We start from the raw sequence: 20,816 nt of genomic DNA on the forward strand, positions 1-20,816 counted from the left end.
CATGGCAGGCACGAACAGTGGGCGTCCGAGCATCTACCCGACGCTGCTGTACACCGACGCGAAGGCGGCGATCAAGCAACTGACGGAGGCCTTCGGGTTCACCGAGCTGTCGGTGTACGAGGGCGAGGACGGCTCGGTACTGCACGCAGAGCTGGTGCAGGGCAACGGCGCGGTGATGCTCGGCTCGAAAGGCCGCGGCGGTGTCTTCGACGCGGCGATGAAGGACGCGGGCACCACCGGGGTGTACGTCGTCGTGGACGACGTCGACGCGCACCACCGCCGCGCCGTGGAGCACGGCGCGGAGATCCTGATGCCCCCGACGGACCAGGAGTACGGCTCCCGGGACTACATGGCGCGGGACGCCGAGGGCAATGTGTGGAGCTTCGGGACGTACGCCCCGGAGATCCACGCCTGACTCATCCTCCCGTGTGTACCTGGAAGGCGGCGCGGCGTACCGCCTTGGCGAGGGCCGGGTCGGGGTGGGCGGCGGCGAGGGCGACCAGGACCTGCACGGTGCGCGGGTGACCGACGGCCCGGACCTCGTCGAGCAGTCGGGGGACGGTCGGCTGGAGTGCTGACTCCAGGTGCCGCACCAGCATCGGGGCCTCGCCGTGGTCGGCGACGGCGGCCGCGGTGTCGACCCACAGCCAGGTGGCCTCTTCCCGGGTGAGCACCTCGTGGGCGTCCTCCGGGTCGATCCCGTCGTGCTCGGCCAGCCACAGCAGGGCGTACGGCCGCAGGGTGGGCTCGTCGGCCACGGAGCGGACGTCGGGCTCGGCCGGGGCGCCGACGACGCGCAGGGCCTCGAAGGCGAGGCCGCGCAGCAGGGCGTCGTCTCCGCGGGCGGCGCCGAGCAGCTCGGTGACGGCGCTGCCGACGGGACGGGCCGCGAGCCAGGCGCGGTACTCGGCGCGGGCCGCGTTGGGGCGCAGCTGGGCGCACCCGCGCAGCATCTCCTCGGCGGCGACCTCGATGTTTCCGGCCGGACTCTGCGCGGCGACGCAGATCTGCTCCAGCTTGACCCACACCGCCCAGCTGCCGAGCGGGGTGAGGGTGGCCTGGCCGTCGCCGTAGGTCAGGGCGCCGACGGAGGCGAGGGCGCGCAGAGCCCAGTCGAGGAGGGGGGCGAGGGGGGCGTCGGCCGTCTCGGGCTCCTCCACGGGCTCCGGCTGGGGGCCGTAGGGGATCTCGCAGCGCTCGGTGCGCAGTTCGGTGACGCGCTGCTCCAGGAGGTCCAGGAGCTGCTCGACCGGGACGGGGCCGGCCGACAGCTGGAGGAAGGAGAGCACCTGGGGCATGGCCGAGACGACCTCGGCGACGGCGGCGGGCTCGCGGTCGGTGGGTTCCGGGGAGGCCAGGGACCAGGCGTCGAAGAGGGCGACCCAGCCGCGCAGTACGGCGCTGTCGTCACGGTTCCAGGCGCGCAGCCGCCAGCCCGGGCGCGCGCTGTCGCCGTGCACCTCGATCAGACCGGCGAGGCGGGCGGTGTCCCAGGCGGCGCGGACCTGAGCCACGGTCAGGCCGAGATCCCCGGCCGCGCGCCCGGCTGTCTCGTCGGAGAGGGTGCCCTTGCCGTCGGAGCCCGTGCCGTCCCTGCCGGGGCCCAGGGCGCCGTCGGCCCAGCGCGCGACGCGGGCCGCGTCGGCGAGACCGGAGCGCGCCATTCTGGCCAGTTCCGCGGGGGCCGGTGTGCCCTCCGGCGGGCGGGGCGCGGGGCGGCGTGGGCGCCGTTGGTTCACGGCTGAGGGGGCGGCGGCCAGGGGTCGCGGGCGGACGAGTCGAAGCCTGGAGTCGCGCGGGATACGGGACGTCACGGGTGCAGTCTTCCGGTTGACGGTCCGAAAACCCAAACGGAATGCCACCGCGCGCGACGGGGCGGGCCGACGCCGGGGCCACGTGGAGGGGCATACGCCGAGATCAGGCCAGTAGTACGGGCTTAAACGGAACCTGTGCGACCGGGGCGCCCGGAGGTCACATCAGGGGGGTGAGGAAACGGCGCATTGCCTCTTCGTAGCCGCTCGGGTCGGCGTTCCACATCGCCGCGTGGGGGGCCTGACGGACCGTGTGGAGGGCGATCCGGTCGGGGTGGGTGCCGGCGAGACGGCGGGAGAGGTCCCAGGGGGCGATCGTGTCGTCCGGGCCGTGGAAGATCAGGGTCGGCGGCGGGGGCCGGTCGGAGCCCGAGTCGTCGGACCGGTCCACGTGGCCGGCGTAGGGGACGGTGCGGTCCGCATACAGGCCGAAGTGGTCGCTGGGCAGTCCGGTGCGGCCCTGTGCCGCGCGCACCGCGAGCGGCAGGAGGACGCCGGGGGTGTGGCGGGCCGCAGCGAGGGCGCGCAGGGTCCGCTCCCAGCTGAGGACCGGGGAGTCGAGCACCAGCCCCCTGACGCGGTCGCGCAGGCCCGAGTGGGCGGCGGCGCGCAGGGCCATCGTGGCGCCGGTGGACCAGCCGTGCAGGACGAGTTGGCGGGCGCCCTGACGGACGGCGAAGTCCATGGCCGCGTCCAGGTCGCGCCACTCGGTGTCGCCGAAGTGGTTCAGGCCGTCGGGCGGGCGGGGGGCGCCCGCGTCGCCGCGGTGGGCGGGGGCGAGGACCGGGAAGCGGAGGCCGTGCAGGAACTCCATGAGGTTCATGGCGTGTTCGCGGGTCGTGCCGAGGCCGTGGGCCGCGATGACCCAGGTGTCGCGTACGCCGGGGACGAACCAGGCGGGCAGGGCGCCGAGTTCGCCCGGGATCTCGACGTCGGTGTGGTCGAGGCCGAGGACCGACTTCGGGTTGCCGACGTACACGTTCGGGGTGAGCCACACCTTGTCGCCGGGTTCCAGGGTGCCGTGGGTGACGCGTTCCAGGCGGCGGACGACGGTGTCGGCGGAGTGCGGTTCCGCGGCGAGGACGGGGCCCACGACGGCGTGGGAGGCGTCGCCTGCGAGGCCGTAGGTACCGGGGCGGAGGGCGGCGAGGTCGCGGGTGAGGGTGATACGGCCGGCGGCGATGGAGTGAACGGTGAGCCGGGGCTCACCGGGCAGCGGGCGGCCCGGTGACGCCTTCAGTCCGGCGTCGCTGGCGATCCTCCCGGCGACGATTCCGGCCGTGCCGGCCGCCAGGGCTGCGGTGACGGCAGCGGCCGTCGCTTTGACAGTACGCACGCCTTTCAGTGTCCTGTCAGACCCGGCCGACGGCCAGTGGGCGTGCCTCCGGCGGTTGGGCGGGGGGCCTGCGGTGGCCTGCGCGGGTTCGGTGGCGGTGCCTGCGGTGGCCTGCACGGGTTCGGTGGGGGCGCCTGCGGTGGCCCGTGCCGGTTCGGTGGGGGCGGGCGTTCTGCGCAGTTCCCCGCGCCCCTGAATGCCTGCGGCGCAGCTGCGGCCCCGGTGGGGGCGGGTGCAGCGCGTGCAGGTGTGTGGGGGGCGGGCCGGGGTGGGGGTATCCGTCCTCGGTCCGGCGGTTGCTGTCGATCGAGATGTCCTCAGTAACGGACGCCGGCCACTGCGGGCGGACACCCCCACCCCGTCCCCTCAACGCCATACGCGGCTACCGGCCCGTCGTGGCGTGGGTGACTGCACCTCCCCAGGGGCGCGGGGAACTGCGCGACCAGCCACAACGGGCCCGCACCCGCCCGTCAACCCGACCCGGCACCCCCAATAGGCGCCCCATTCAAGCCCCGCGCTGCCCGTACCCCCGCAACCGCTCCCCCGCCTCCGCCACCTGTTCCTCCGTCAGCAGGTTCGGGGTCAGGCCCGGTACCGCGCGGGCCGTCAGCCACAGGTGGCACATCCATTCCAGTTGGGCGGTGCGGTCGTAGGCCTGGGCGAGGGTGCTGCCGTAGGCGATCGTGCCGTGGTTCTGGAGGAGGCAGGCGGAGCGGTCGGCGAGGGCGTGGAGCATGTTCTCGGCCAACTCGTCGGTGCCGTAGGTGGCATAGGGGGCAACCCGGACGGCGCCGCCGAGCGCGCCGGTCATGTAGTGGATCGCGGGGAGCTCGGGCACCAGCGTGGAGACGGCCGTGGCGTGCACCGCGTGGGTGTGGACGACCGCGCGGGCGTCGGTGCTGCGGTAGACGGCGAGATGCATGGGGAGTTCGCTCGTCGGGACCAGGCTGCCGAGGACCTGTCGGCCGTCGAGGTCGACGCCCGTCACGTCGTGGGGCGTGAGGCGGTCGTAGGGGACGCCCGAGGGCGTGACCAGGACCGTGCCCGCGACGCGCACCGAGACGTTGCCGGAGGTTCCGACGACCAGTCCGTCGGACACCGTCCGGCGAGCGGTGTCGACCAACTCCCCCCAGGCGTCCGCCTCCTCGGCACGCACACCCCGCCGCCCCGACTCGAGCGCATCCTGCGCGCCGTCCCCGACACCCCGTACGTCCCGTGGATCCCACCGTTCCTCAGCCATGCCGCGATCCTGCCAGCCGTGGCGCCCGATCGCCTCGGACCGGGGCACTGTAGGGCGCGCGCCCGAGCTCCGAAAGGGCGCAAATCCGCATACGCGCCCCTCTCTCATGGCTTGGCCGGAGATCGCCCGCAATCCGAGGGTCTTCCAGTAATCTCTGGGCTTTGTCGTGCACGACGCCATTCCGGGGGGACACATGGCCCGTGATCGCAAGCCTGCCCGTCACCGAACCCGCGCCCTGGCCGTGTCCGTGGCCACGCTCACCGTGGGAGGCATGGCGCTCGCCGGGACACCCGCCTCGGCGGCGAGCCCGCCCAAGGGGCTGACAACTGCTGGGCAATCCTTCAGTGCGTCTCAGCTCCTCTCGACTTGTGTCGTGATGGCGTGACGTTCCCCGACTGGGACTGTGCGTCATGGCGTGCCCAGCCTGGTAGGGGCCCGGGTCTTTGCCTACCCGGACGGAAACGGGTGTTCCCTCATCGAATACGTGACCTTTGCGAGCGGTGCTCGTTGGGTGCGGTGAGGGGATCTTCGAAGCGGGGGGTGAGGCTGCCGAGTGAGCGGAAAGTTCCGGCCGCAGCCAGGCCGTGTCGTGCAGGCCTACAAGTTCGCTCTCGACCCCAACGCCAGGCAGGAGCGGGCGCTGCGCTCGCATTGCGGTGCCGCCCGCGCCGCCTACAACTGGGCCGTGTCCTGGGTGACCGCCTCGTGGTGGCAACGCAAGGCGGAAGCCTCGTACGGCATCGGTGAGGAGGAGTTGACGCCGTGGCGGTCGTGGTCGCTGCCCGCGCTGCGCAGGGAGTTCAACAGGGCGAAGACCACCGACCCGAGATTCGCCGACTGGTGGGCGGAGAATTCCAAGGAGGCCTACAGCACCGGGCTCGCGAACGCGGCTGCCGCGTTCGACAACTACGCCAAGTCCAAGCAGGGCAAACGCAAGGGCGCCAGGGTGGGTGTCCCGCGCCGGAAGCCGAAGCGGAAAGCCCGCCTGGCCTGCCGGTTCACCACCGGTACGATCCGCATCGAGCCGGACGGCCGGCATGTCACCCTGCCCCGGCTGGGCACGATCCGAACCCACGAACCCACGGCCAAGCTCCTGGCCCGCCTCCGGGCCGGAACGGCGCGCGTCCTGTCCGCAGCCGTCCGGCACGAGCGCGGGCGCTGGTTCGTCTCCTTCCAGGTCGAGACCACCCGGGAGATCACCCGCATCGACCGGCCGGACAGTGCGGTCGGGATCGACTTGGGTGTGAAACACCTGGCGGTCCTGGCCGACAGCTCCGGCGAGATCCGCTACGAGCCGAACCCGAAGCACCTGGACGGCGCCCTCAAACTGCTGCGGTTCCATTCCCGCCGGGCCTCCCGACGGCAGGGACCGGATCGCAGGACCGGCCAGAAGCCGTCGAAACGATGGGAGAAGGCCAACGCCGAGCGCAACAAGATCCACCACCGGGTGGCGAACCTGCGCACGGACGCACTGCACAAACTCACCACCCACGTACGCGCCGAGTACGGCACCGTGGTGGTCGAAGACCTCAACGTCGCCGGAATGCTCCGCAACAAACGGCTCGCCCGCCGAGTGGCCGATGCCGGATTCGGGGAGATCCGGCGCCAGCTCACCTACAAGGGCCGACGCAACGGCTGCCGCACCCTCGTGGCCAGCCGCTGGTACCCCTCCTCCAAGACCTGCTCGAACTGCGGCGCAACGAAAGCCAAGCTGCCGCTGCACGTCCGAGTCTTTGACTGCGACGAGTGCCCGCTTGTGATGGACCGGGACGAGAACGCAGCCCGCAACCTGGTCGCCCTCGCGGCGGCCTGCACCACTGGTACCGGAGTGGCCGGAGACCAGGGCGCCGACACGGCGCCGAAGCCCCGTGGAGCCGACCGTAAGACCCGCCGCCAACGCCCCGACCAGAACACCGGCCGAGGCGGGCGGGCAGGTGGCGCAACCCTGCCGCACCAGCGGCAGAAGGAAACGGGAGACCGTCGTCAGGACACCGAAGCGCACCCCACGCTCTGGTGACACCGCCACGGACCTTCCAGACAGAAATGCCTGGATTACTGAGAGTCGCTGAGACTCTGAGTAACGGCACGACGTCTCGTCGCACCAGAAGAACGTCGACTGGCACAAGGCCAGGGCCAAGGGCGCCAAGTTCGTCTACGTCAAGGCGACCGAGTCGCAGGCCGCGTACTTCGTGCGCAACGGCGGCGCCTGGTCCGCGGACGGCCGGACCCTGCCGCCCGCGCTCGACATCGAGTACAACCCGTACGACAAGAAGCACAAGTGCTACAGCATTACCGAGGCGCAGTTGGTCGGCTGGATCACGTCCTTCAGCAACGAGGTGAAGCGGCTCACCGGCCGCCGCCCGGTGATCTACACGACCGCCCACTGGTGGAACACGTGCACGGGTGGCAGCGGCGCCTTCGCCTCCGACCACGCGCTGTGGGTGGCCCGCTACAACGCTGCGGACGCGGGAACACTGCCCGCCGGATGGTCGTACTGGACGATCTGGCAGTACGACAACAGCGGCAGCCTGCCGGGTGACCAGAATCTCTTCAACGGGTCGGCGAATCAGCTGAGGAGGTTCGCCAGGGGGGCGTAGCCGTGGGGCGCACGGGTCGCGCGGGGGCCGCGAGGTCCGGCAAAGCCATAGCAGAAGATTCCGGTCACCGTGCGGCCCGCCTCAGTTCACCTTCCGTTCATCCAGGTTACCTACGTTCGACGGGCCAATGACCTCGAACGATTGCCTGGGTAAATGGAAAACTTCTCGCTGATCCTCGCGATTGTGGTGGTAACCGCACTCGCGTTCGATTTCACGAACGGTTTTCACGACACCGCCAACGCGATGGCCACCACCATCTCGACCGGTGCACTCAAGCCCAAGGTCGCGGTGGCCATGTCCGCCGTACTCAACCTTGTGGGCGCTTTCCTCTCGGTGGAGGTCGCCAACACGATCTCCAAGGGTCTCGTCGACGAGACCGGCATCCGTCCCGAGGTCATCTTCGCCGCCTTGGTCGGCGCGATCCTCTGGAACTTGCTGACCTGGCTGGTGGGCCTGCCCTCCAGTTCCTCGCACGCCCTCATGGGCGGTCTGATCGGCGCCACCATCGCCTCGGCGGGCATGGGCGCGGTCCACGGTGACGCGCTCATCACCAAGGTCCTGATCCCGGCGATCGCGGCGCCGATCGTCGCGGGAGTCGCCGCCATGCTGGCCACCCGGCTCTCCTACAGCCTGGGCAAGAAGGCCGACGGCAAGGCCGCCGCGAAGGGCTACCGCACCGGCCAGATCGCCTCGGCCGGCCTGGTCTCGCTGGCCCACGGCACCAACGACGCGCAGAAGACGATGGGCATCATCACCCTCGCCCTGGTCGCCGGCGGCGTCGTCGCGCCCGACTCCGACCCGCCCACCTGGGTCATCCTCTCGGCGGGTCTCGCCATCGCGCTCGGCACCTACCTCGGCGGCTGGCGCATCATCCGCACGATGGGTAAGGGCCTGACCGACCTCCAGCCGCAGCAGGGCTTCGCCGCCCAGACCAGCGCGGCCACCGTCATCCTGGCCTCGTCGCACCTCGGCTTCTCCCTCTCCACCACGCACTCCGTCTCCGGTTCGGTGATGGGCGCCGGCCTCGGCCGCAAGGGCGGCGTCGTCCGCTGGTCCACGGCCACCCGCATGTTCGTCGCCTGGGGCCTGACGCTCCCGGCGGCGGCCCTGGTGGGCGCCCTGGCCGAGTCGGTCACGGACCTCGGCGACTGGGGTACGGCGGTCGTGGCGGTCTTCCTCGTCGCCTCCAGCGCGGCGATCTGGAAGATCTCGCGGCGCGAGGTCGTGGACGCGTCCAACGTCAACCACACCGACGAGCCGGCCGGCGTGGTGACCACGGCGATCGCCGCCGTGACCCCGCCGCCCGCGGTCACGGTGACCGAGGCCCTCACCGCCACGATCCCGGCCCCGCCCGCCACGACGGAGCCGGCCGCCCCGCCGGCCGCCGTCTGAGCCCGCAGTACTAAGGAAGCCTCACCATGAAGATCGACTGGGAAGCACTCGGCTCCGTCTTCGGCGTCAGCCTCGTCGTCACCGTGGGCCTCGTGGCCCTGTTCACCCTCGGCATCATGGGCCTGTCCCGCCAGGAACGGGCCACCGCCCAGGGCGACTCGGCCGCCCTCGCGGTCACCGGCGCCTACGCCTGCTTCGCGGCGTGCGCGGCGGCGGTGGCGTACGGGATCTATCTGATCGTGGCCTGACGGCACCGGTCCCTCGACGGCCGGGAGGGTACGGAACTCAAGGTTCCGTACCCTCCCGGCCGTTCTGTCGCCCCGGTCCGCTGTCCCGCCGGACCGGCGATGTGGGGTTCTGCACACTCCCCCGCCGCAGGTCAGAAGCAAGTTGACGGCTCTCGAAGGGCCGTGGTGGACTGCCGGAGCCATATACGGCGGCAGAAGAGGAAGCCGGTGCGAATCCGGCGCGGTCCCGCCACTGTCACCGGGGTAGGTAGCCCCGGGAGCCAGGAACTCTCGCCGCCGGTCTCGTCGAACCAGGGCGTGGACACCCTGAGTGAGGACATGACGCGATGCTCGCCTGCCGATCCACCCGCAGTACCAGGCACGTGAACGACCCCGCGATCGGCTGAGCCGGTGCGTGCCGATCGCGTCTTCGCGTACGGCGCCGCCGCCGGTCTGATCGGTGACCTCCTGCTCGGTGACCCGCGTCGCGGGCATCCGGTCGCCGCGTTCGGACGGGCCGCGGGCGCCGTGGAGCGGGTGTTGTGGCGGGACCACCGGGGGTGGGGGGCGCTGCACACCGCCGTGTGCGTGGGCGGTGCGGTGGGGCTCGGCGCCGTGGCGGAGAACGTCGTACGTCCGTCCCGTACCGCTTCCGTCGCACTCACCGCCGCCGCCACCTGGGCCGTCGTGGGCGGGACTTCACTTGTGCGGGAGGCCCGGGTCATCGGGCGGGCGCTGGAGGCCGGCGACGTCGAGGCGGCCCGGGACCGGCTGCCGCATCTGTGTGGGCGCGATCCTCAGGCACTCGATGCCGACGGGATCGCGCGGGCCGTCGTGGAGTCCGTCGCCGAGAACACCTCCGATGCCGTCGTGGGGGCGCTCGTGTGGGGGGCCGTCGCCGGGGTGCCGGGGCTGCTCGGGTTCCGGGCCGTGAACACGCTCGACGCCATGGTGGGGCACAGGTCGGTCACCTACCGCCGCTTCGGGTGGGCCTCGGCCCGGCTCGACGACCTCGCCGGGTGGCCGGGGGCGCGGCTGACCGCCGTACTCGCCGCCCTGGCCGGTGACAGTCCGCGGGGTGCCGTGCGCGCCTGGCGGGAGGACGCACCCAAGCATCCGAGCCCCAACGCCGGGCCCGTCGAAGCCTCGTTCGCGGGGGCGCTGGGTGTCCGGCTCGGGGGGACCCTCTCGTACGCGGGGCGGGTCGAGCATCGGCCGGTGCTGCATCAGGAGGGGCGCGCCGTCGCCACGTACGACATCGAGCGCGCCGTACGGCTGTCACGGCGCGTCGGACTGCTCGCGCTCGGCGTCGGTGTCGCCGCGCGGGCCTTCGTGAAGGGGCGTAGGGCATGAGTGGCGGGGGTCTTCTCGTCGCCGGAACCACCTCGGACGCCGGCAAGAGTGTCGTCACCGCCGGGATCTGCCGGTGGCTGGTGCGGCAGGGGGTGAAGGTCGCGCCGTTCAAGGCGCAGAACATGTCCCTCAACTCGTTCGTGACGAAGGAGGGCGCGGAGATCGGGCGGGCCCAGGCCATGCAGGCGCAGGCCTGCCGCATCGAGCCGACCGCGCTCATGAATCCCGTGCTGCTCAAGCCCGGTGGTGAGCAGAGCAGTCAGGTCGTGCTGCTCGGCAAGCCGGTCGGTGAACTGAGCGCCCGGGGCTATCACGGGGGGCGGCAGCAGCAGCTCCTCGGGACCGTGCTCGACTGTCTCGCCGAGTTGCGGGGCACGTATGACGCGGTGATCTGTGAGGGGGCCGGGAGTCCGGCCGAGATCAACCTGCGGCGGACCGACATCGTCAACATGGGGATCGCCCGCAACGCCGGGCTGCCCGTGCTGGTCGTGGGCGACATCGACCGCGGGGGCGTCTTCGCCTCCTTCTTCGGGACCGTCGCGCTGCTCTCGGAAGAGGACCAGAAGCTCGTCGCCGGGTTCCTCGTGAACAAGTTCCGGGGGGATGTCAGCCTTCTGGAACCCGGGCTCGACATGCTCCACGGGCTCACCGGGCGGTCCACGTACGGCGTTCTGCCCTTCCGGCACGGGCTCGGGATCGACGAGGAGGACGGGCTGCGGGTGTCCCTGCGGGGGACGGTCCGGGAGTCGAACACGGCTGCGCCCCTCGGGGAGGACGTGCTGCGGGTCGCCGTCTGCGCGATCCCGCTGATGTCCAACTTCACGGACGTCGACGCCCTGGCCGCCGAACCCGGTGTCGTGGTCCGGTTCGTCGACCGGCCCGAGGAACTGGCCGACGCCGACCTGGTCGTGATTCCGGGAACCCGTGGGACCGTCAAGGCACTTCAGTGGCTGCGGGAGCGGGGGCTCGCGGCGGCCATCGGGCGCAGGGTAGCCGAGCAGCGGCCCGTCCTCGGCATCTGCGGCGGCTTCCAGATCCTCGGCGAGCACATCGAGGACGAGGTCGAGAGCCGACAGGGACACGTCGAGGGGCTCGGAGTCCTTCCCGTCAGGGTGCGGTTCGCGCGGGAGAAGACCTTGACCCGGCCGGAGGGCGAAGCCCTCGGCGAGCACGTCACCGGGTACGAGATCCATCACGGGGTGGCCGACATCCACGGGGGCCAACCCTTCCTCGACGGCTGCCGCGTCGGCCAGACCTGGGGGACCCACTGGCACGGCTCGCTGGAGTCGGACGGATTCCGGCGGGCCTTCCTGCGGGAGGTGGCGGCCGCCGCGGGCCGCCGGTTCGTGCCGGCCCCCCACACCTCGTTCGCCGCGCTGCGCGAGGAGCAGCTCGACCGGCTCGGCGACCTGATCGAACAGCACGCGGACACGGACGCGCTGTGGCGGCTCATCGAGTCCGGTGCGCCGCAAGGACTGCCTTTCATTCCACCGGGAGCGCCCGCATGAGCACAGTGTTGTTGTTGTCCACCGCCGACACGGACCTGTTGGCGGCCCGGGCCGCTTCCGGCGCCGCGTACCGGATCGGGAACCCGACCCGGGTCGATGTCGCGCAGGAGCTGCCGGCGCTGATCGAGGGCGCGGACATCGCCGTCGTACGGCTGCTCGGCGGCAAGCGGGCCTGGGAGGACGGGCTCGCCGCGCTCAAGGCTTCGGGCATCCCGACCGTGCTGCTGGGCGGAGAGGCCGTTCCCGACGCCGAGTTGATGGCCGAGTCGTCCGTACCGGCCGGTGTGGTGGCCGAGGCGCTCAAGTACCTCGTCGAGGGCGGGCCCGCCAACCTGGAGGAACTCGCCCGGTTCCTGTCCGACACCGTGCTGCTGACCGGGGAGGGGTTCGTCGAGCCGCAGAAGATGCCGGAGTACGGCGTCCACGGCGACCTGGCTTTCGTGGCAGGCCGCCCCACCGTCGGCGTGCTCTTCTACCGGGCCCATGAGCTGAGCGGCAACACCGGCTTCGTGGACACCCTGTGCGAGGCGATCGAGGCGAAGGGCGCCAACGCCCTTCCCGTGTACTGCGGTTCGCTGCGCGGGGCGGACCCCGCGCTCTACGAGATCCTCGCCCGGGCCGACTCCCTCGTCGCCACCGTCCTCGCCGCCGGCGGCACCCACGCCTCGCAGGCCTCGGCAGGCGGTGACGAGGAGGCGTGGGACATCGGGGCGCTGGCCGACCTCGACGTGCCCGTGCTGCAAGGGCTCTGCCTCACCTCGTCCAGGGCCGCCTGGGAAGAGTCGGACGCCGCCCTCTCCCCCATGGACGCGGCCATGCAGGTCGCGATCCCGGAGTTCGACGGACGGCTGATCACCGTGCCGTTCTCCTTCAAGGAGCAGGGGCCCGACGACGTCCCGGTGTACGTGGCGGACCCCGAGCGGGCCGCGCGGGTCGCCGGGATCGCCGTACGGCACGCGGAGTTGAAGCACAAGCCGAACACCGAGAAGAAGCTCGCGCTGGTCTTCACCGCGTATCCGACCAAGCACTCCCGGGTCGGCAACGCGGTGGGCCTGGACACGCCCGCTTCGGCGGTGCGGGTGCTGGACTCACTCAGGGATGCCGGATACCTCGTCGAGGGGTACCCCGACAACGGCGACGAGCTGATCCACCGGCTGATCGAGGCCGGCGGACACGACGTCGAGTGGCTGACCGAGGACCAGCTGGCGTCGGCTCCCGCGCGGGTGCCGCTCGCCGACTACCGGGGCTGGTTCGACAAGCTGGAGCCGGGGCTGCGTCAGGCCATGGTGGACGCGTGGGGTGAGCCGCCGGGCTCGCTGTACGTCGACGGGGACGACATCGTGCTGGCCTCGCTCCAGTTCGGGAACGTCGTCGTGATGATCCAGCCGCCGCGCGGCTTCGGGGAGAACCCGATCGCGATCTACCACGACCCGGACATGCCGCCGTCACACCACTACATGGCCGCGTACCGGTGGCTGGACAACTCTTTCGGCGCCGACGCGGTCGTCCACATGGGCAAGCACGGCACGATGGAGTGGCTGCCGGGCAAGGGCCTCGGTCTGAGCGGGGGCTGTGCTCCGGACGCGGTGCTCGGTGAGCTGCCGCTGATCTACCCCTTCATCGTCAACGACCCCGGCGAGGGCACCCAGGCCAAGCGGCGCGGACACGCCACCGTGGTCGACCACCTCGTGCCGCCGATGGCGCGGGCCGACACCTACGGCGACCTCGCCAAGCTGGAGCAGCTGCTGGACGAGTACGCGCTCGTCTCCGACCTCGACCCGACCAAGGCCCCGGCCGTGCGCGCGCAGATCTGGACGCTGGTCAAGGCGGCCGAGCTGCACCACGACCTGCATGTGGACGAGCAGCCGGACGACACGGCGTTCGACGAGTTCGTCATGCACATCGACGGCTATCTGTGCGAGATCAAGGACGTGCAGATCCGCGACGGGCTGCACATCCTCGGGGGCAGTCCGGTCGACGAGGCCCGCGTCAACCTCGTGCTGGCCGTGCTGCGCGCCTCGCAGGTGTGGGGCGGCCAGGCGAACGCCCTGCCGGGGCTGCGCGCCTCCTTCGCGGCTCATTTCGGGCTGGTGGAGAAGGAGTTGCTCGCCGAACCGGGGGCGCCGCTGAAGGTTCCGGTGGAGCTGTCCGACCTCGTCGAGGGTCCCGCGCGGACGGCCGCCGACGCGATCGACCTGCTGGAGCAGCTGTGCCGGCGGGTCGCGGAGGGCATGGAGGCCGTGTCCTGGGACGTGAGGGCCGTCCCCGGTCTCGTGCGTGACGTCCTGGGCACCGAACTCCCCGAGGCCGTCGCCGTGCTGGAGTTCGCCTGCACCGAGGTCGTGCCCCGGCTGGCCCGTACGACGGACGAGATCGCACACATCCTCAAGGCCCTGGACGGCGGTTACGTCCCGGCGGGGCCTTCCGGCTCGCCGACCCGCGGGCTCGTCAACGTCCTGCCGACCGGCCGGAACTTCTACTCCGTCGACCCCAAGGCCATTCCTTCCAGGCTGAGTTGGGAGGTCGGCCAGTCGCTCGCCGACTCGCTCGTGCAGCGGTACCTGGCCGACACCGGCGCGTACCCGAAGTCCGTGGGGCTCACGGTCTGGGGTACGTCCGCGATGCGTACGCAGGGCGACGACATCGCCGAGATCCTCGCGCTGCTGGGCTGCCGTCCGGTGTGGGACGAGGCCTCGCGGCGGGTCACCGGCTTCGAGGTCGTTCCCCTGACCGAGCTCGGCCGTCCGCGCATCGACGTCACGGTCCGCATCTCCGGCTTCTTCCGGGACGCGTTCCCGCACGTCGTCGGCCTGATCGACGACGCCGTCCGCACGGTCGCCGAGCTGGACGAGCCGGCCGACCAGAACTTCGTGAAGGCGCACGCCGACGAGGACACCGTCGAGCACGGTGACCGGCGGCGGGCGACCGCCCGGATCTTCGGGTCCAAGCCGGGGGCGTACGGTGCCGGTCTGCTGCCGCTGATCGATGCCCGCAACTGGCGCTCGGACGCCGACCTCGCCGAGGTGTACGCGGTGTGGGGCGGCTACGCCTACGGGCGCGGGCTGGACGGGCGAGCGGCGCGCGGGGACATGGAGACCGCGTTCAAGCGGATCAACGTGGCCGCGAAGAACGTCGACACCCGCGAGCACGACCTGGTCGACGCCGACGACTACTTCCAGTACCACGGCGGCATGGTCGCCATGGTGCGCCACCTCACAGGCGCCAACCCCGAGGCGTACGTGGGCGATTCGGCCACGCCGGACCAGGTGAAGACGCGGACGCTCGGTGAGGAGACCCACCGGGTCTTCCGGGCCCGGGTCGTCAACCCGCGCTGGATGGCGGCCATGCGCCGGCACGGCTACAAGGGCGCCTTCGAGATGGCGGCGACCGTCGACTACCTCTTCGGCTACGACGCCACGGCGGGCGTCGTCGACGACTGGATGTACGAGAAGCTCAGCGCGGAGTACGTCTTCGACGCGGAGAACCGGGACTTCATGAAGAAGTCCAACCCCTGGGCGCTGCGGGGCATCACGGAGCGGCTCCTGGAGGCCGCCGACCGTGGACTGTGGGCCGAGCCGGACGCGGACACGCTGGAGCGGCTGCGGGCCACGTACCTGGAGCTCGAGGGCGACTTGGAGGGTGACGCGAAGTGAGTACCCCGTTTCCGTTCACGGCCGTCGTCGGCCAGGAGGACCTGCGGCTCGCGCTGCTGCTGAACGCCGTCTCGCCGGCGGTCGGCGGGGTGCTGGTGCGCGGCGAGAAGGGCACCGCCAAGTCGACGGCGGTGCGCGCGCTCTCGGCGCTGCTGCCGGAGGTCGCGGTGGTCCCCGGCTGCCGTTTCTCCTGTGATCCCGCCGCACCGGACCCGTCCTGCCCGGACGGTCCGCACGAGGCGGGCAACGGCGGCATGCGTCCCTCCCGCATGGTCGAACTCCCCGTCGGCGCCTCCGAGGACCGGCTCGTCGGCGCCCTCGACATCGAGCGGGCGCTCGCGGAGGGGGTGAAGGCCTTCGAGCCGGGACTCCTCGCCGACGCCCACCGCGGGATCCTCTACGTCGACGAGGTCAACCTCCTCCACGACCACCTGGTCGACCTGCTCCTGGACGCCGCCGCGATGGGGGCGTCGTACGTCGAGCGGGAGGGCGTCTCGGTACGGCACGCCTCGAAGTTCCTGCTCGTCGGCACCATGAACCCCGAAGAGGGCGAGCTGCGGCCGCAGTTGCTCGACCGGTTCGGGCTGACCGTCGAGGTCGCGGCCTCGCGGGAGCCGGACCAGCGGGTGGAGGTCGTGCGGCGGCGGCTCGCGTACGACGACGATCCGGCCGGGTTCGCGGCGCGTTGGGCGGACGAGGAGAGTGCCGTACGGCAACGGATCGTCGCCGCGCGGGAGTTGCTGCCGTCGGTGCGGCTGGGCGACGGGGCGCTGCGGCAGATCGCGGCGACCTGTGCCGCGTTCGAGGTGGACGGCATGCGGGCCGACATCGTGATGGCGCGCACCGCGACCGCACTCGCGGCGTGGGCCGGGCGGACCGATGTGCTCGCGGAGGACGTGCGGCAGGCCGCGCTCCTCGCGCTGCCGCACCGCCGACGCCGTAACCCCTTTGACGCGCCGGGACTTGACGAGGACAAGCTCGACGAGACGCTGGCGGAGTTCAGCGGCGAGGGCGACGAGGATCCCGACCCGGACGGGCCCGGTGGGGGTGGCGGGCAGCCGCCGTCGTCCGACGGGCCGCAGACCGACGGGGGTTCCGGTGCGCAGCCGGAGGCGGGGGACGGTGGCGAGCCGCAGCCGTCCGGTGCCGGTTCCGGCGAGCAGTCCGCCGCTCGGGCTTCCGAGCCCTTCCGCACCAAGGTGCTCAGCGTGCCCGGGCTCGGCGACGGCGCTGCCGGGCGGCGGTCCCGTGCGCGGACCGAGCACGGGCGGACGACCGGTGCTCGGCGGCCCCAGGGAGCCCTGACCAAGCTGCACCTGGCGGCCACCGTGCAGGCGGCCGCCCCGCATCAGCGGGCGCGGGGGCGGACGGGTCGTGGGCTCGTCGTCCGGCGTGACGATCTGCGGCAGGCGACGCGGGAGGGGCGCGAGGGGAACCTCGTGCTGTTCGTCGTCGACGCCTCGGGGTCGATGGCGGCGCGGCAGCGCATGAGCGCTGTGAAGGGGGCTGTGCTGTCGCTGCTCCTCGACGCCTATCAGCGGCGGGACAAGGTGGGGCTGGTGACGTTCCGGGGGTCGGCGGCGGAGGTCGCCCTGCCGCCCACGTCCTCGGTGGACGCCGCGGCCGCCCGGCTGGAGACCTTGCCGACCGGTGGGCGTACCCCGCTCGCGGCCGGGCTGCTGCGGGCGCACGAGGTGCTGAGGGTGGAGCGGCTGCGGGATCCCGCTCGGCGGGCGCTGGTCGTCGTGGTGACGGACGGGCGGGCCACCGGTGGGCCCGAGCCGGTCGCGCTCGCGGGGCGGGCGGCTCGGCTGTTCGCCGCGGACGGCGTCGCCTCCGTCGTCGTCGACTGTGAGTCGGGGCCGGTGCGGCTGGGACTCGCCGGGCAGCTCGCGGGTGAACTGGACGGCACGGCGGTGACGTTGGACGAGTTGCGGGCCGACTCGATCGCCGGACTGGTGAAGGACGTACAGAGGAGGGCCGCGTAATGCCTCAGGGACAGCCGAGTGTGGTGCCGGACGATGGACTGACGACTCGTCAGCGTCGTAATCGGCCGTTGGTGGTGGTGCACACGGGCATCGGCAAGGGGAAGTCGACCGCCGCTTTCGGGCTTGCCCTGCGGGCCTGGAATCAGGGGTGGCCCATCGGGGTGTTCCAGTTCGTCAAGTCGGCGAAGTGGAAGGTCGGCGAGGAGAACGCGCTGCGGGTGCTGGGGGCGTCCGGGGAGGGCGGGTCGGTCGACTGGCACAAGATGGGTGAAGGTTGGTCCTGGGTGCAGCGCGATCTCCAGGGGGACAACCTCAGCAACGAGGAGAAGGCCCGGGAGGGCTGGGAGCAGGTCAAGCGGGACCTCGCCGCCGAGACGTACAAGCTGTATGTGCTCGATGAGTTCGCCTACCCCATGCACTGGGGGTGGGTGGACACGGATGAGGTTCTTGACGTGCTCAGGAATCGGCCCGGGACCCAGCACGTGGTCATCACCGGGCGCAACGCGCCCGAGAAGCTGGTCGACTTCGCCGATCTCGTGACCGACATGTCCAAGGTGAAGCACCCCATGGACGCCGGGCAGAAGGGGCAGAGGGGCATCGAGTGGTGACGTCTTCCGTCCCTCGGCTGGTCATCGCCGCGCCGTCGTCCGGCAGCGGCAAGACCACCGTTGCCACGGGGTTGATGGCCGCGTTCGCCGCGCGGGGGCTCGCCGTGTCTCCGCACAAGGTGGGGCCGGACTACATCGATCCCGGGTATCACGCGCTCGCGAGCGGGCGGGTGGGGCGGAATCTCGACGCGTATCTGTGTGGGCCGGAGCTGGTGGCTCCGCTGTTCCTGCATGGGGCGCGCGGGTGTGACATCGCCGTCGTGGAGGGGGTGATGGGGATGTTCGACGGGGCCGCGGGGGAAGGGGAGCTGGCGTCCACGGCTCATGTGGCGAAGCTGTTGCGGGCGCCCGTGGTGCTGGTCGTGGATGCCTCGTCGCAGTCCCGGTCCGTTGCCGCGCTGGTGCACGGGTTCGCCTCGTGGGATCCCGAGGTGCGGGTGGGGGGCGTGATCCTCAACAAGGTCGCGTCCGACCGTCATGAGGCGTTGTTGCGGGAGGCGTTGGAGTCGGCCGGGGTGCCGGTGTTCGGGGTGCTGCGGCGGGTGGCCCAGGTGGACACGCCGTCTCGGCATCTGGGGCTGGTGCCGGTCGCCGAGCGGCGGGGGGCGGCGGTGGACGCCGTCGCGGCGATGGCGGAGCAGGTCCGTGCCGGGTGCGATCTCGATGGGCTGGTTTCGCTGGCGCGGGGTGCGGGGGCGTTGTCCTGTGCGGCTTGGGATGCGGCTGAGGTGTTGGGTTCCTCGCCCCCGCCGCCCCTACCCTTCCCGTACCCAGGGGCTGCCGCCCCTTCGACCCCGCTCCCAGGGGGCTCTGCCCCCTGGACCCCCGCTCCTCAAACGCCGGAGGGGCTGGATTCGTCGATGCCGGAGGAGCTGAGCCACCCAGGGGCGCGGGGAACTGCGCGACCAGCCCCCACGGGCCCGCAGCCGATCACTCCCGTCATCGCGGTCGCCGGCGGTCCCGCCTTCACCTTCTCCTACGCCGAGCACTCCGAACTGCTTGCCGCCGCAGGAGCCGAGGTCGTCACCTTCGACCCGCTGCGTGACGAGCAACTTCCGATCGGGACGAGCGGGTTGGTCATCGGGGGCGGTTTCCCCGAGGTCTACGCCGCCGAGCTGTCCGCCAACGAACCGTTGCGGAAAGCCGTCGCCGCCCTCGCGGAGACCGGCGCTCCCGTCGCCGCCGAGTGTGCCGGGCTGCTGTATCTGTGCCGTGAGCTCGACGGGCAGCCGATGTGCGGGGTGCTCGACGCCTCGGCGCGGATGGAGGAGAAGCTCACCCTCGGGTATCGCGACGCCGTCGCCGTGAGCGACAGTTCGCTCGCCGTCGCCGGGACACGGATGCGGGGGCACGAGTTCCACCGGACCGTGGTGGAGCCGGGGGCGGGGGACGCCGCGGCCTGGGGTGTGCGGGTGCCCCGGCGGCGGCTCGAAGGATTTGTACAGCGTGGTGTGCACGCGAGTTATCTGCACACGCACTGGGCCTCGCAGCCCGGTGTCGCCCGTCGGTTCGTGGAGAGGTGCCGGACGTCATGAGCAGCAGCAGGTTGATCGGGGTCGGGGTCGGGCCCGGGGATCCCGAGCTGGTGACCGTCAAGGGCGTCAACGCCCTGCGCGCCGCCGACGTGGTCGTCGTGCCGGTCATGGACACGGGTGAGCGGGGGCGGGCCGAGGCGACCGTGCTGCACTACGTGCCACAGGAGAAGGTCGTACGGGTCGTCTTCGCCCTCAACGAGCGCACGGATCACGGCCGCCGCGAGGCCGCCTGGGACGCCGCCGGGGAGCGGGTCGCGCAGTTGTTGCGTGCCAACGGCTCCGTCGCTTTCGCGACCATCGGCGACCCCAACGTCTACTCCACCTTCACCTATCTCGCCCACACCATCGGCGAGCTCGTGGCCGACGTCGTCGTCGAGACCGTGCCCGGGATCACCGCCATGCAGGATCTCGCGGCGCGGTCCGGGGCCGTACTGACCGAGGGCACCGAGCCGCTCACGCTCGTGCCCGTCACCGCCGGTTCCGCCGTGCTCAAGGACGCCCTCAACGGGCCCGGGACCGTCGTCGCCTACAAGTTCGGGCGGCAGGCCGCCGAGGTGGCCGAGGTGCTCAGGGAGACCGGGCGGATCGAGGACGCCGTATGGGGATCGGCGCTGGGGCTGGACGCCGAGTCCATCCGGCCCGCCGCCGAGCTCGACGGGGCTCCCCTGCCATATCTGTCCACCCTCATCGCGCCCGCGCGGCGGGACGGCACCCGGGGTGGCAAGTTGTGACACCCTCCGCAGACCCCTCCGCAGACCCCTCCGCAAGCCCCTCCAGAGCCGCCGGATCAGCCGGCCAGGCCCACCACCAGCCAGATGAAACCCACGCCCGCGACGGTGCACAGCAGGGTCGAGCGGGCGGGGTGTTCGTGGTGGGCCTCGGGGAGGATCTCGGCCGCCGCGAGATAGAGCAGCGCGCCGCCGAAGAGGCCGAGGTAGCCGCCGAGCAGACCCTCCGGGATGGTCACGAACGACGTCGAGGCGGCGCCCACCACCGGGGCCGCCGCGTCCGCGAACAGCATCCCCAGCGCTCTGCGGCGGGCGTTCCCGTACAGGCTCGTGATCGTGTACGTGTTGAAGCCGTCCGCGAAGTCGTGGGCCACGACGGCGAGCGCGACGGCCGTGCCCATGCCGCCGTCCACCTGGAAGGCCGCGCCGATCGCCACGCCGTCCATGGCGCTGTGGCCGACCATCGCGGCCGCCGCCGTGAGGCCCACCTCGGGCGCCCGGCCGTCCTTCTCCTCGCCCCCGTGCGCCGCCTGACGGGCGGCCAGCAGACGTTCCACCAGATGGGCCAGCAGGAAGCCGGCCACGAAGAGGAGCAGGGCCGCGGGGACGCCGAAGACCTCGTCGCCGGCCGCGTGCAGCGCCTCCGGCAGCAGGTCCAGGCCGACCACGCCGAGCATCAGTCCGCCGGCCAGGCCGAGGACCAGATGACGGCGGTCGGTCACCCGCTGTGCCGTCCAGCCGCCGGCCAGCGTCATCAGGAACGCGCCGAGCGCGACGAAGACCGCCATAGGGCCTTCGTATCCGATCAACCCCCGTTCGCGCACATCCGGCCACCGCGCC

At 71.9% G+C, this 20,816-nt stretch carries 15 protein-coding genes, 1 pseudogene and 1 riboswitch; of the genes and pseudogenes, 12 read left to right on the plus strand and 4 right to left on the minus strand.

What is annotated here, in order from left to right; translation table 11 throughout:
- Position 1: 1 nt before the first annotated feature.
- Complete coding sequence (locus QF027_RS11710; protein ID WP_307074336.1) at positions 2 to 415, plus strand: VOC family protein; 414 nt, start codon at positions 2 to 4, stop codon at positions 413 to 415.
- A 1-nt stretch (position 416) separates the two neighbouring features.
- On the opposite strand, the gene QF027_RS11715 is transcribed toward QF027_RS11710, so the two are convergent.
- The 3 genes from QF027_RS11715 to QF027_RS11725 form a co-directional block, all read right to left on the minus strand.
- On the minus strand, positions 417 to 1,814 hold the full coding sequence (locus QF027_RS11715) for a hypothetical protein (protein WP_307074338.1): 1,398 nt from the start codon (positions 1,812 to 1,814) through the stop codon (positions 417 to 419).
- A 157-nt stretch (positions 1,815 to 1,971) separates the two neighbouring features.
- On the minus strand, positions 1,972 to 3,147 hold the full coding sequence (locus tag QF027_RS11720; RefSeq protein WP_307074341.1) for an alpha/beta hydrolase: 1,176 nt from the start codon (positions 3,145 to 3,147) through the stop codon (positions 1,972 to 1,974).
- Positions 3,148 to 3,652: 505 nt separating this feature from the next.
- Complete coding sequence (locus QF027_RS11725) at positions 3,653 to 4,387, minus strand: class II aldolase/adducin family protein (protein WP_307074343.1); 735 nt, start codon at positions 4,385 to 4,387, stop codon at positions 3,653 to 3,655.
- Positions 4,388 to 4,940: 553 nt separating this feature from the next.
- Between QF027_RS11725 and tnpB the strand changes: the two genes are divergently transcribed.
- The 11 genes and pseudogenes from tnpB (at position 4,941) to cobI (ending at position 19,979) form a co-directional block, all read left to right on the plus strand.
- On the plus strand, positions 4,941 to 6,404 hold the full coding sequence (gene tnpB, locus QF027_RS11730; RefSeq protein WP_307074345.1) for an IS607 family element RNA-guided endonuclease TnpB: 1,464 nt from the start codon (positions 4,941 to 4,943) through the stop codon (positions 6,402 to 6,404).
- Between the two features lie 67 nt (positions 6,405 to 6,471).
- Positions 6,472 to 6,984 (plus strand): annotated as a pseudogene (locus tag QF027_RS11735) (GH25 family lysozyme); the annotation flags it as partial.
- A gap of 153 nt (positions 6,985 to 7,137) precedes the next feature.
- On the plus strand, positions 7,138 to 8,376 hold the full coding sequence (locus QF027_RS11740) for an inorganic phosphate transporter (protein ID WP_306983410.1): 1,239 nt from the start codon (positions 7,138 to 7,140) through the stop codon (positions 8,374 to 8,376).
- Between the two features lie 26 nt (positions 8,377 to 8,402).
- Positions 8,403 to 8,624: a hypothetical protein gene (locus QF027_RS11745; protein ID WP_020121372.1), complete on the plus strand. Its 222-nt coding sequence runs from the start codon at positions 8,403 to 8,405 to the stop codon at positions 8,622 to 8,624.
- 149 nt (positions 8,625 to 8,773) lie between these two features.
- Positions 8,774 to 8,913: riboswitch (cobalamin riboswitch) on the plus strand.
- Positions 8,914 to 9,014: 101 nt separating this feature from the next.
- A complete protein-coding gene (locus QF027_RS11750) occupies positions 9,015 to 9,956 on the plus strand; it encodes a cobalamin biosynthesis protein (RefSeq protein ID WP_307074347.1) in 942 nt (313 codons plus the stop codon).
- Positions 9,953 to 11,464: a cobyric acid synthase gene (locus QF027_RS11755; RefSeq protein WP_307074349.1), complete on the plus strand. Its 1,512-nt coding sequence runs from the start codon at positions 9,953 to 9,955 to the stop codon at positions 11,462 to 11,464. Before QF027_RS11750 ends, QF027_RS11755 begins: the two co-directional genes overlap by 4 nt.
- Positions 11,461 to 15,117 (plus strand): cobaltochelatase subunit CobN, encoded by a 3,657-nt coding sequence (gene cobN, locus QF027_RS11760; protein ID WP_307074350.1) that lies wholly within the window; start codon positions 11,461 to 11,463, stop codon positions 15,115 to 15,117. Before QF027_RS11755 ends, cobN begins: the two co-directional genes overlap by 4 nt.
- Complete coding sequence (locus tag QF027_RS11765) at positions 15,114 to 17,105, plus strand: putative cobaltochelatase (RefSeq protein WP_307074352.1); 1,992 nt, start codon at positions 15,114 to 15,116, stop codon at positions 17,103 to 17,105. The genes cobN and QF027_RS11765 overlap by 4 nt, the downstream gene beginning before the upstream one ends.
- A complete protein-coding gene (gene cobO, locus QF027_RS11770; protein ID WP_307074354.1) occupies positions 17,105 to 17,713 on the plus strand; it encodes a cob(I)yrinic acid a,c-diamide adenosyltransferase in 609 nt (202 codons plus the stop codon). Before QF027_RS11765 ends, cobO begins: the two co-directional genes overlap by 1 nt.
- The gene (locus tag QF027_RS11775; protein ID WP_373432412.1) at positions 17,710 to 19,248 is read left to right on the plus strand and encodes a cobyrinate a,c-diamide synthase; all 1,539 of its coding nucleotides are present in this window, start codon (positions 17,710 to 17,712) and stop codon (positions 19,246 to 19,248) included. Before cobO ends, QF027_RS11775 begins: the two co-directional genes overlap by 4 nt.
- Complete coding sequence (gene cobI / locus QF027_RS11780; RefSeq protein ID WP_307074358.1) at positions 19,233 to 19,979, plus strand: precorrin-2 C(20)-methyltransferase; 747 nt, start codon at positions 19,233 to 19,235, stop codon at positions 19,977 to 19,979. The genes QF027_RS11775 and cobI overlap by 16 nt, the downstream gene beginning before the upstream one ends.
- Positions 19,980 to 20,035: 56 nt before the next feature.
- Here cobI and QF027_RS11785 read toward each other — a convergent pair whose 3' ends face one another.
- On the minus strand, positions 20,036 to 20,764 hold the full coding sequence (locus QF027_RS11785; RefSeq protein WP_306983394.1) for a ZIP family metal transporter: 729 nt from the start codon (positions 20,762 to 20,764) through the stop codon (positions 20,036 to 20,038).
- Between the last annotated feature and the right edge of the window lie 52 nt (positions 20,765 to 20,816).

The sequence above is a fragment of the Streptomyces canus genome (genome assembly GCF_030816965.1).
GTDB lineage: Bacteria > Actinomycetota > Actinomycetes > Streptomycetales > Streptomycetaceae > Streptomyces > Streptomyces canus_E.

What these genes read in the sequence shown, in the direction of transcription:
- QF027_RS11710 (WP_307074336.1), top strand. Translation starts at nt 2, where the DNA reads ATGGCAGGCACGAACAGTGGGCGTCCGAGCATCTACCCGACGCTGCTG.
- QF027_RS11725 (WP_307074343.1), bottom strand. Translation starts at nt 4,387, where the DNA reads ATGGCTGAGGAACGGTGGGATCCACGGGACGTACGGGGTGTCGGGGAC.
- QF027_RS11740 (WP_306983410.1), top strand. Translation starts at nt 7,138, where the DNA reads ATGGAAAACTTCTCGCTGATCCTCGCGATTGTGGTGGTAACCGCACTC.
- QF027_RS11745 (WP_020121372.1), top strand. Translation starts at nt 8,403, where the DNA reads ATGAAGATCGACTGGGAAGCACTCGGCTCCGTCTTCGGCGTCAGCCTC.
- QF027_RS11755 (WP_307074349.1), top strand. Translation starts at nt 9,953, where the DNA reads ATGAGTGGCGGGGGTCTTCTCGTCGCCGGAACCACCTCGGACGCCGGC.
- cobN (WP_307074350.1), top strand. Translation starts at nt 11,461, where the DNA reads ATGAGCACAGTGTTGTTGTTGTCCACCGCCGACACGGACCTGTTGGCG.
- cobO (WP_307074354.1), top strand. Translation starts at nt 17,105, where the DNA reads ATGCCTCAGGGACAGCCGAGTGTGGTGCCGGACGATGGACTGACGACT.
- QF027_RS11785 (WP_306983394.1), bottom strand. Translation starts at nt 20,764, where the DNA reads ATGGCGGTCTTCGTCGCGCTCGGCGCGTTCCTGATGACGCTGGCCGGC.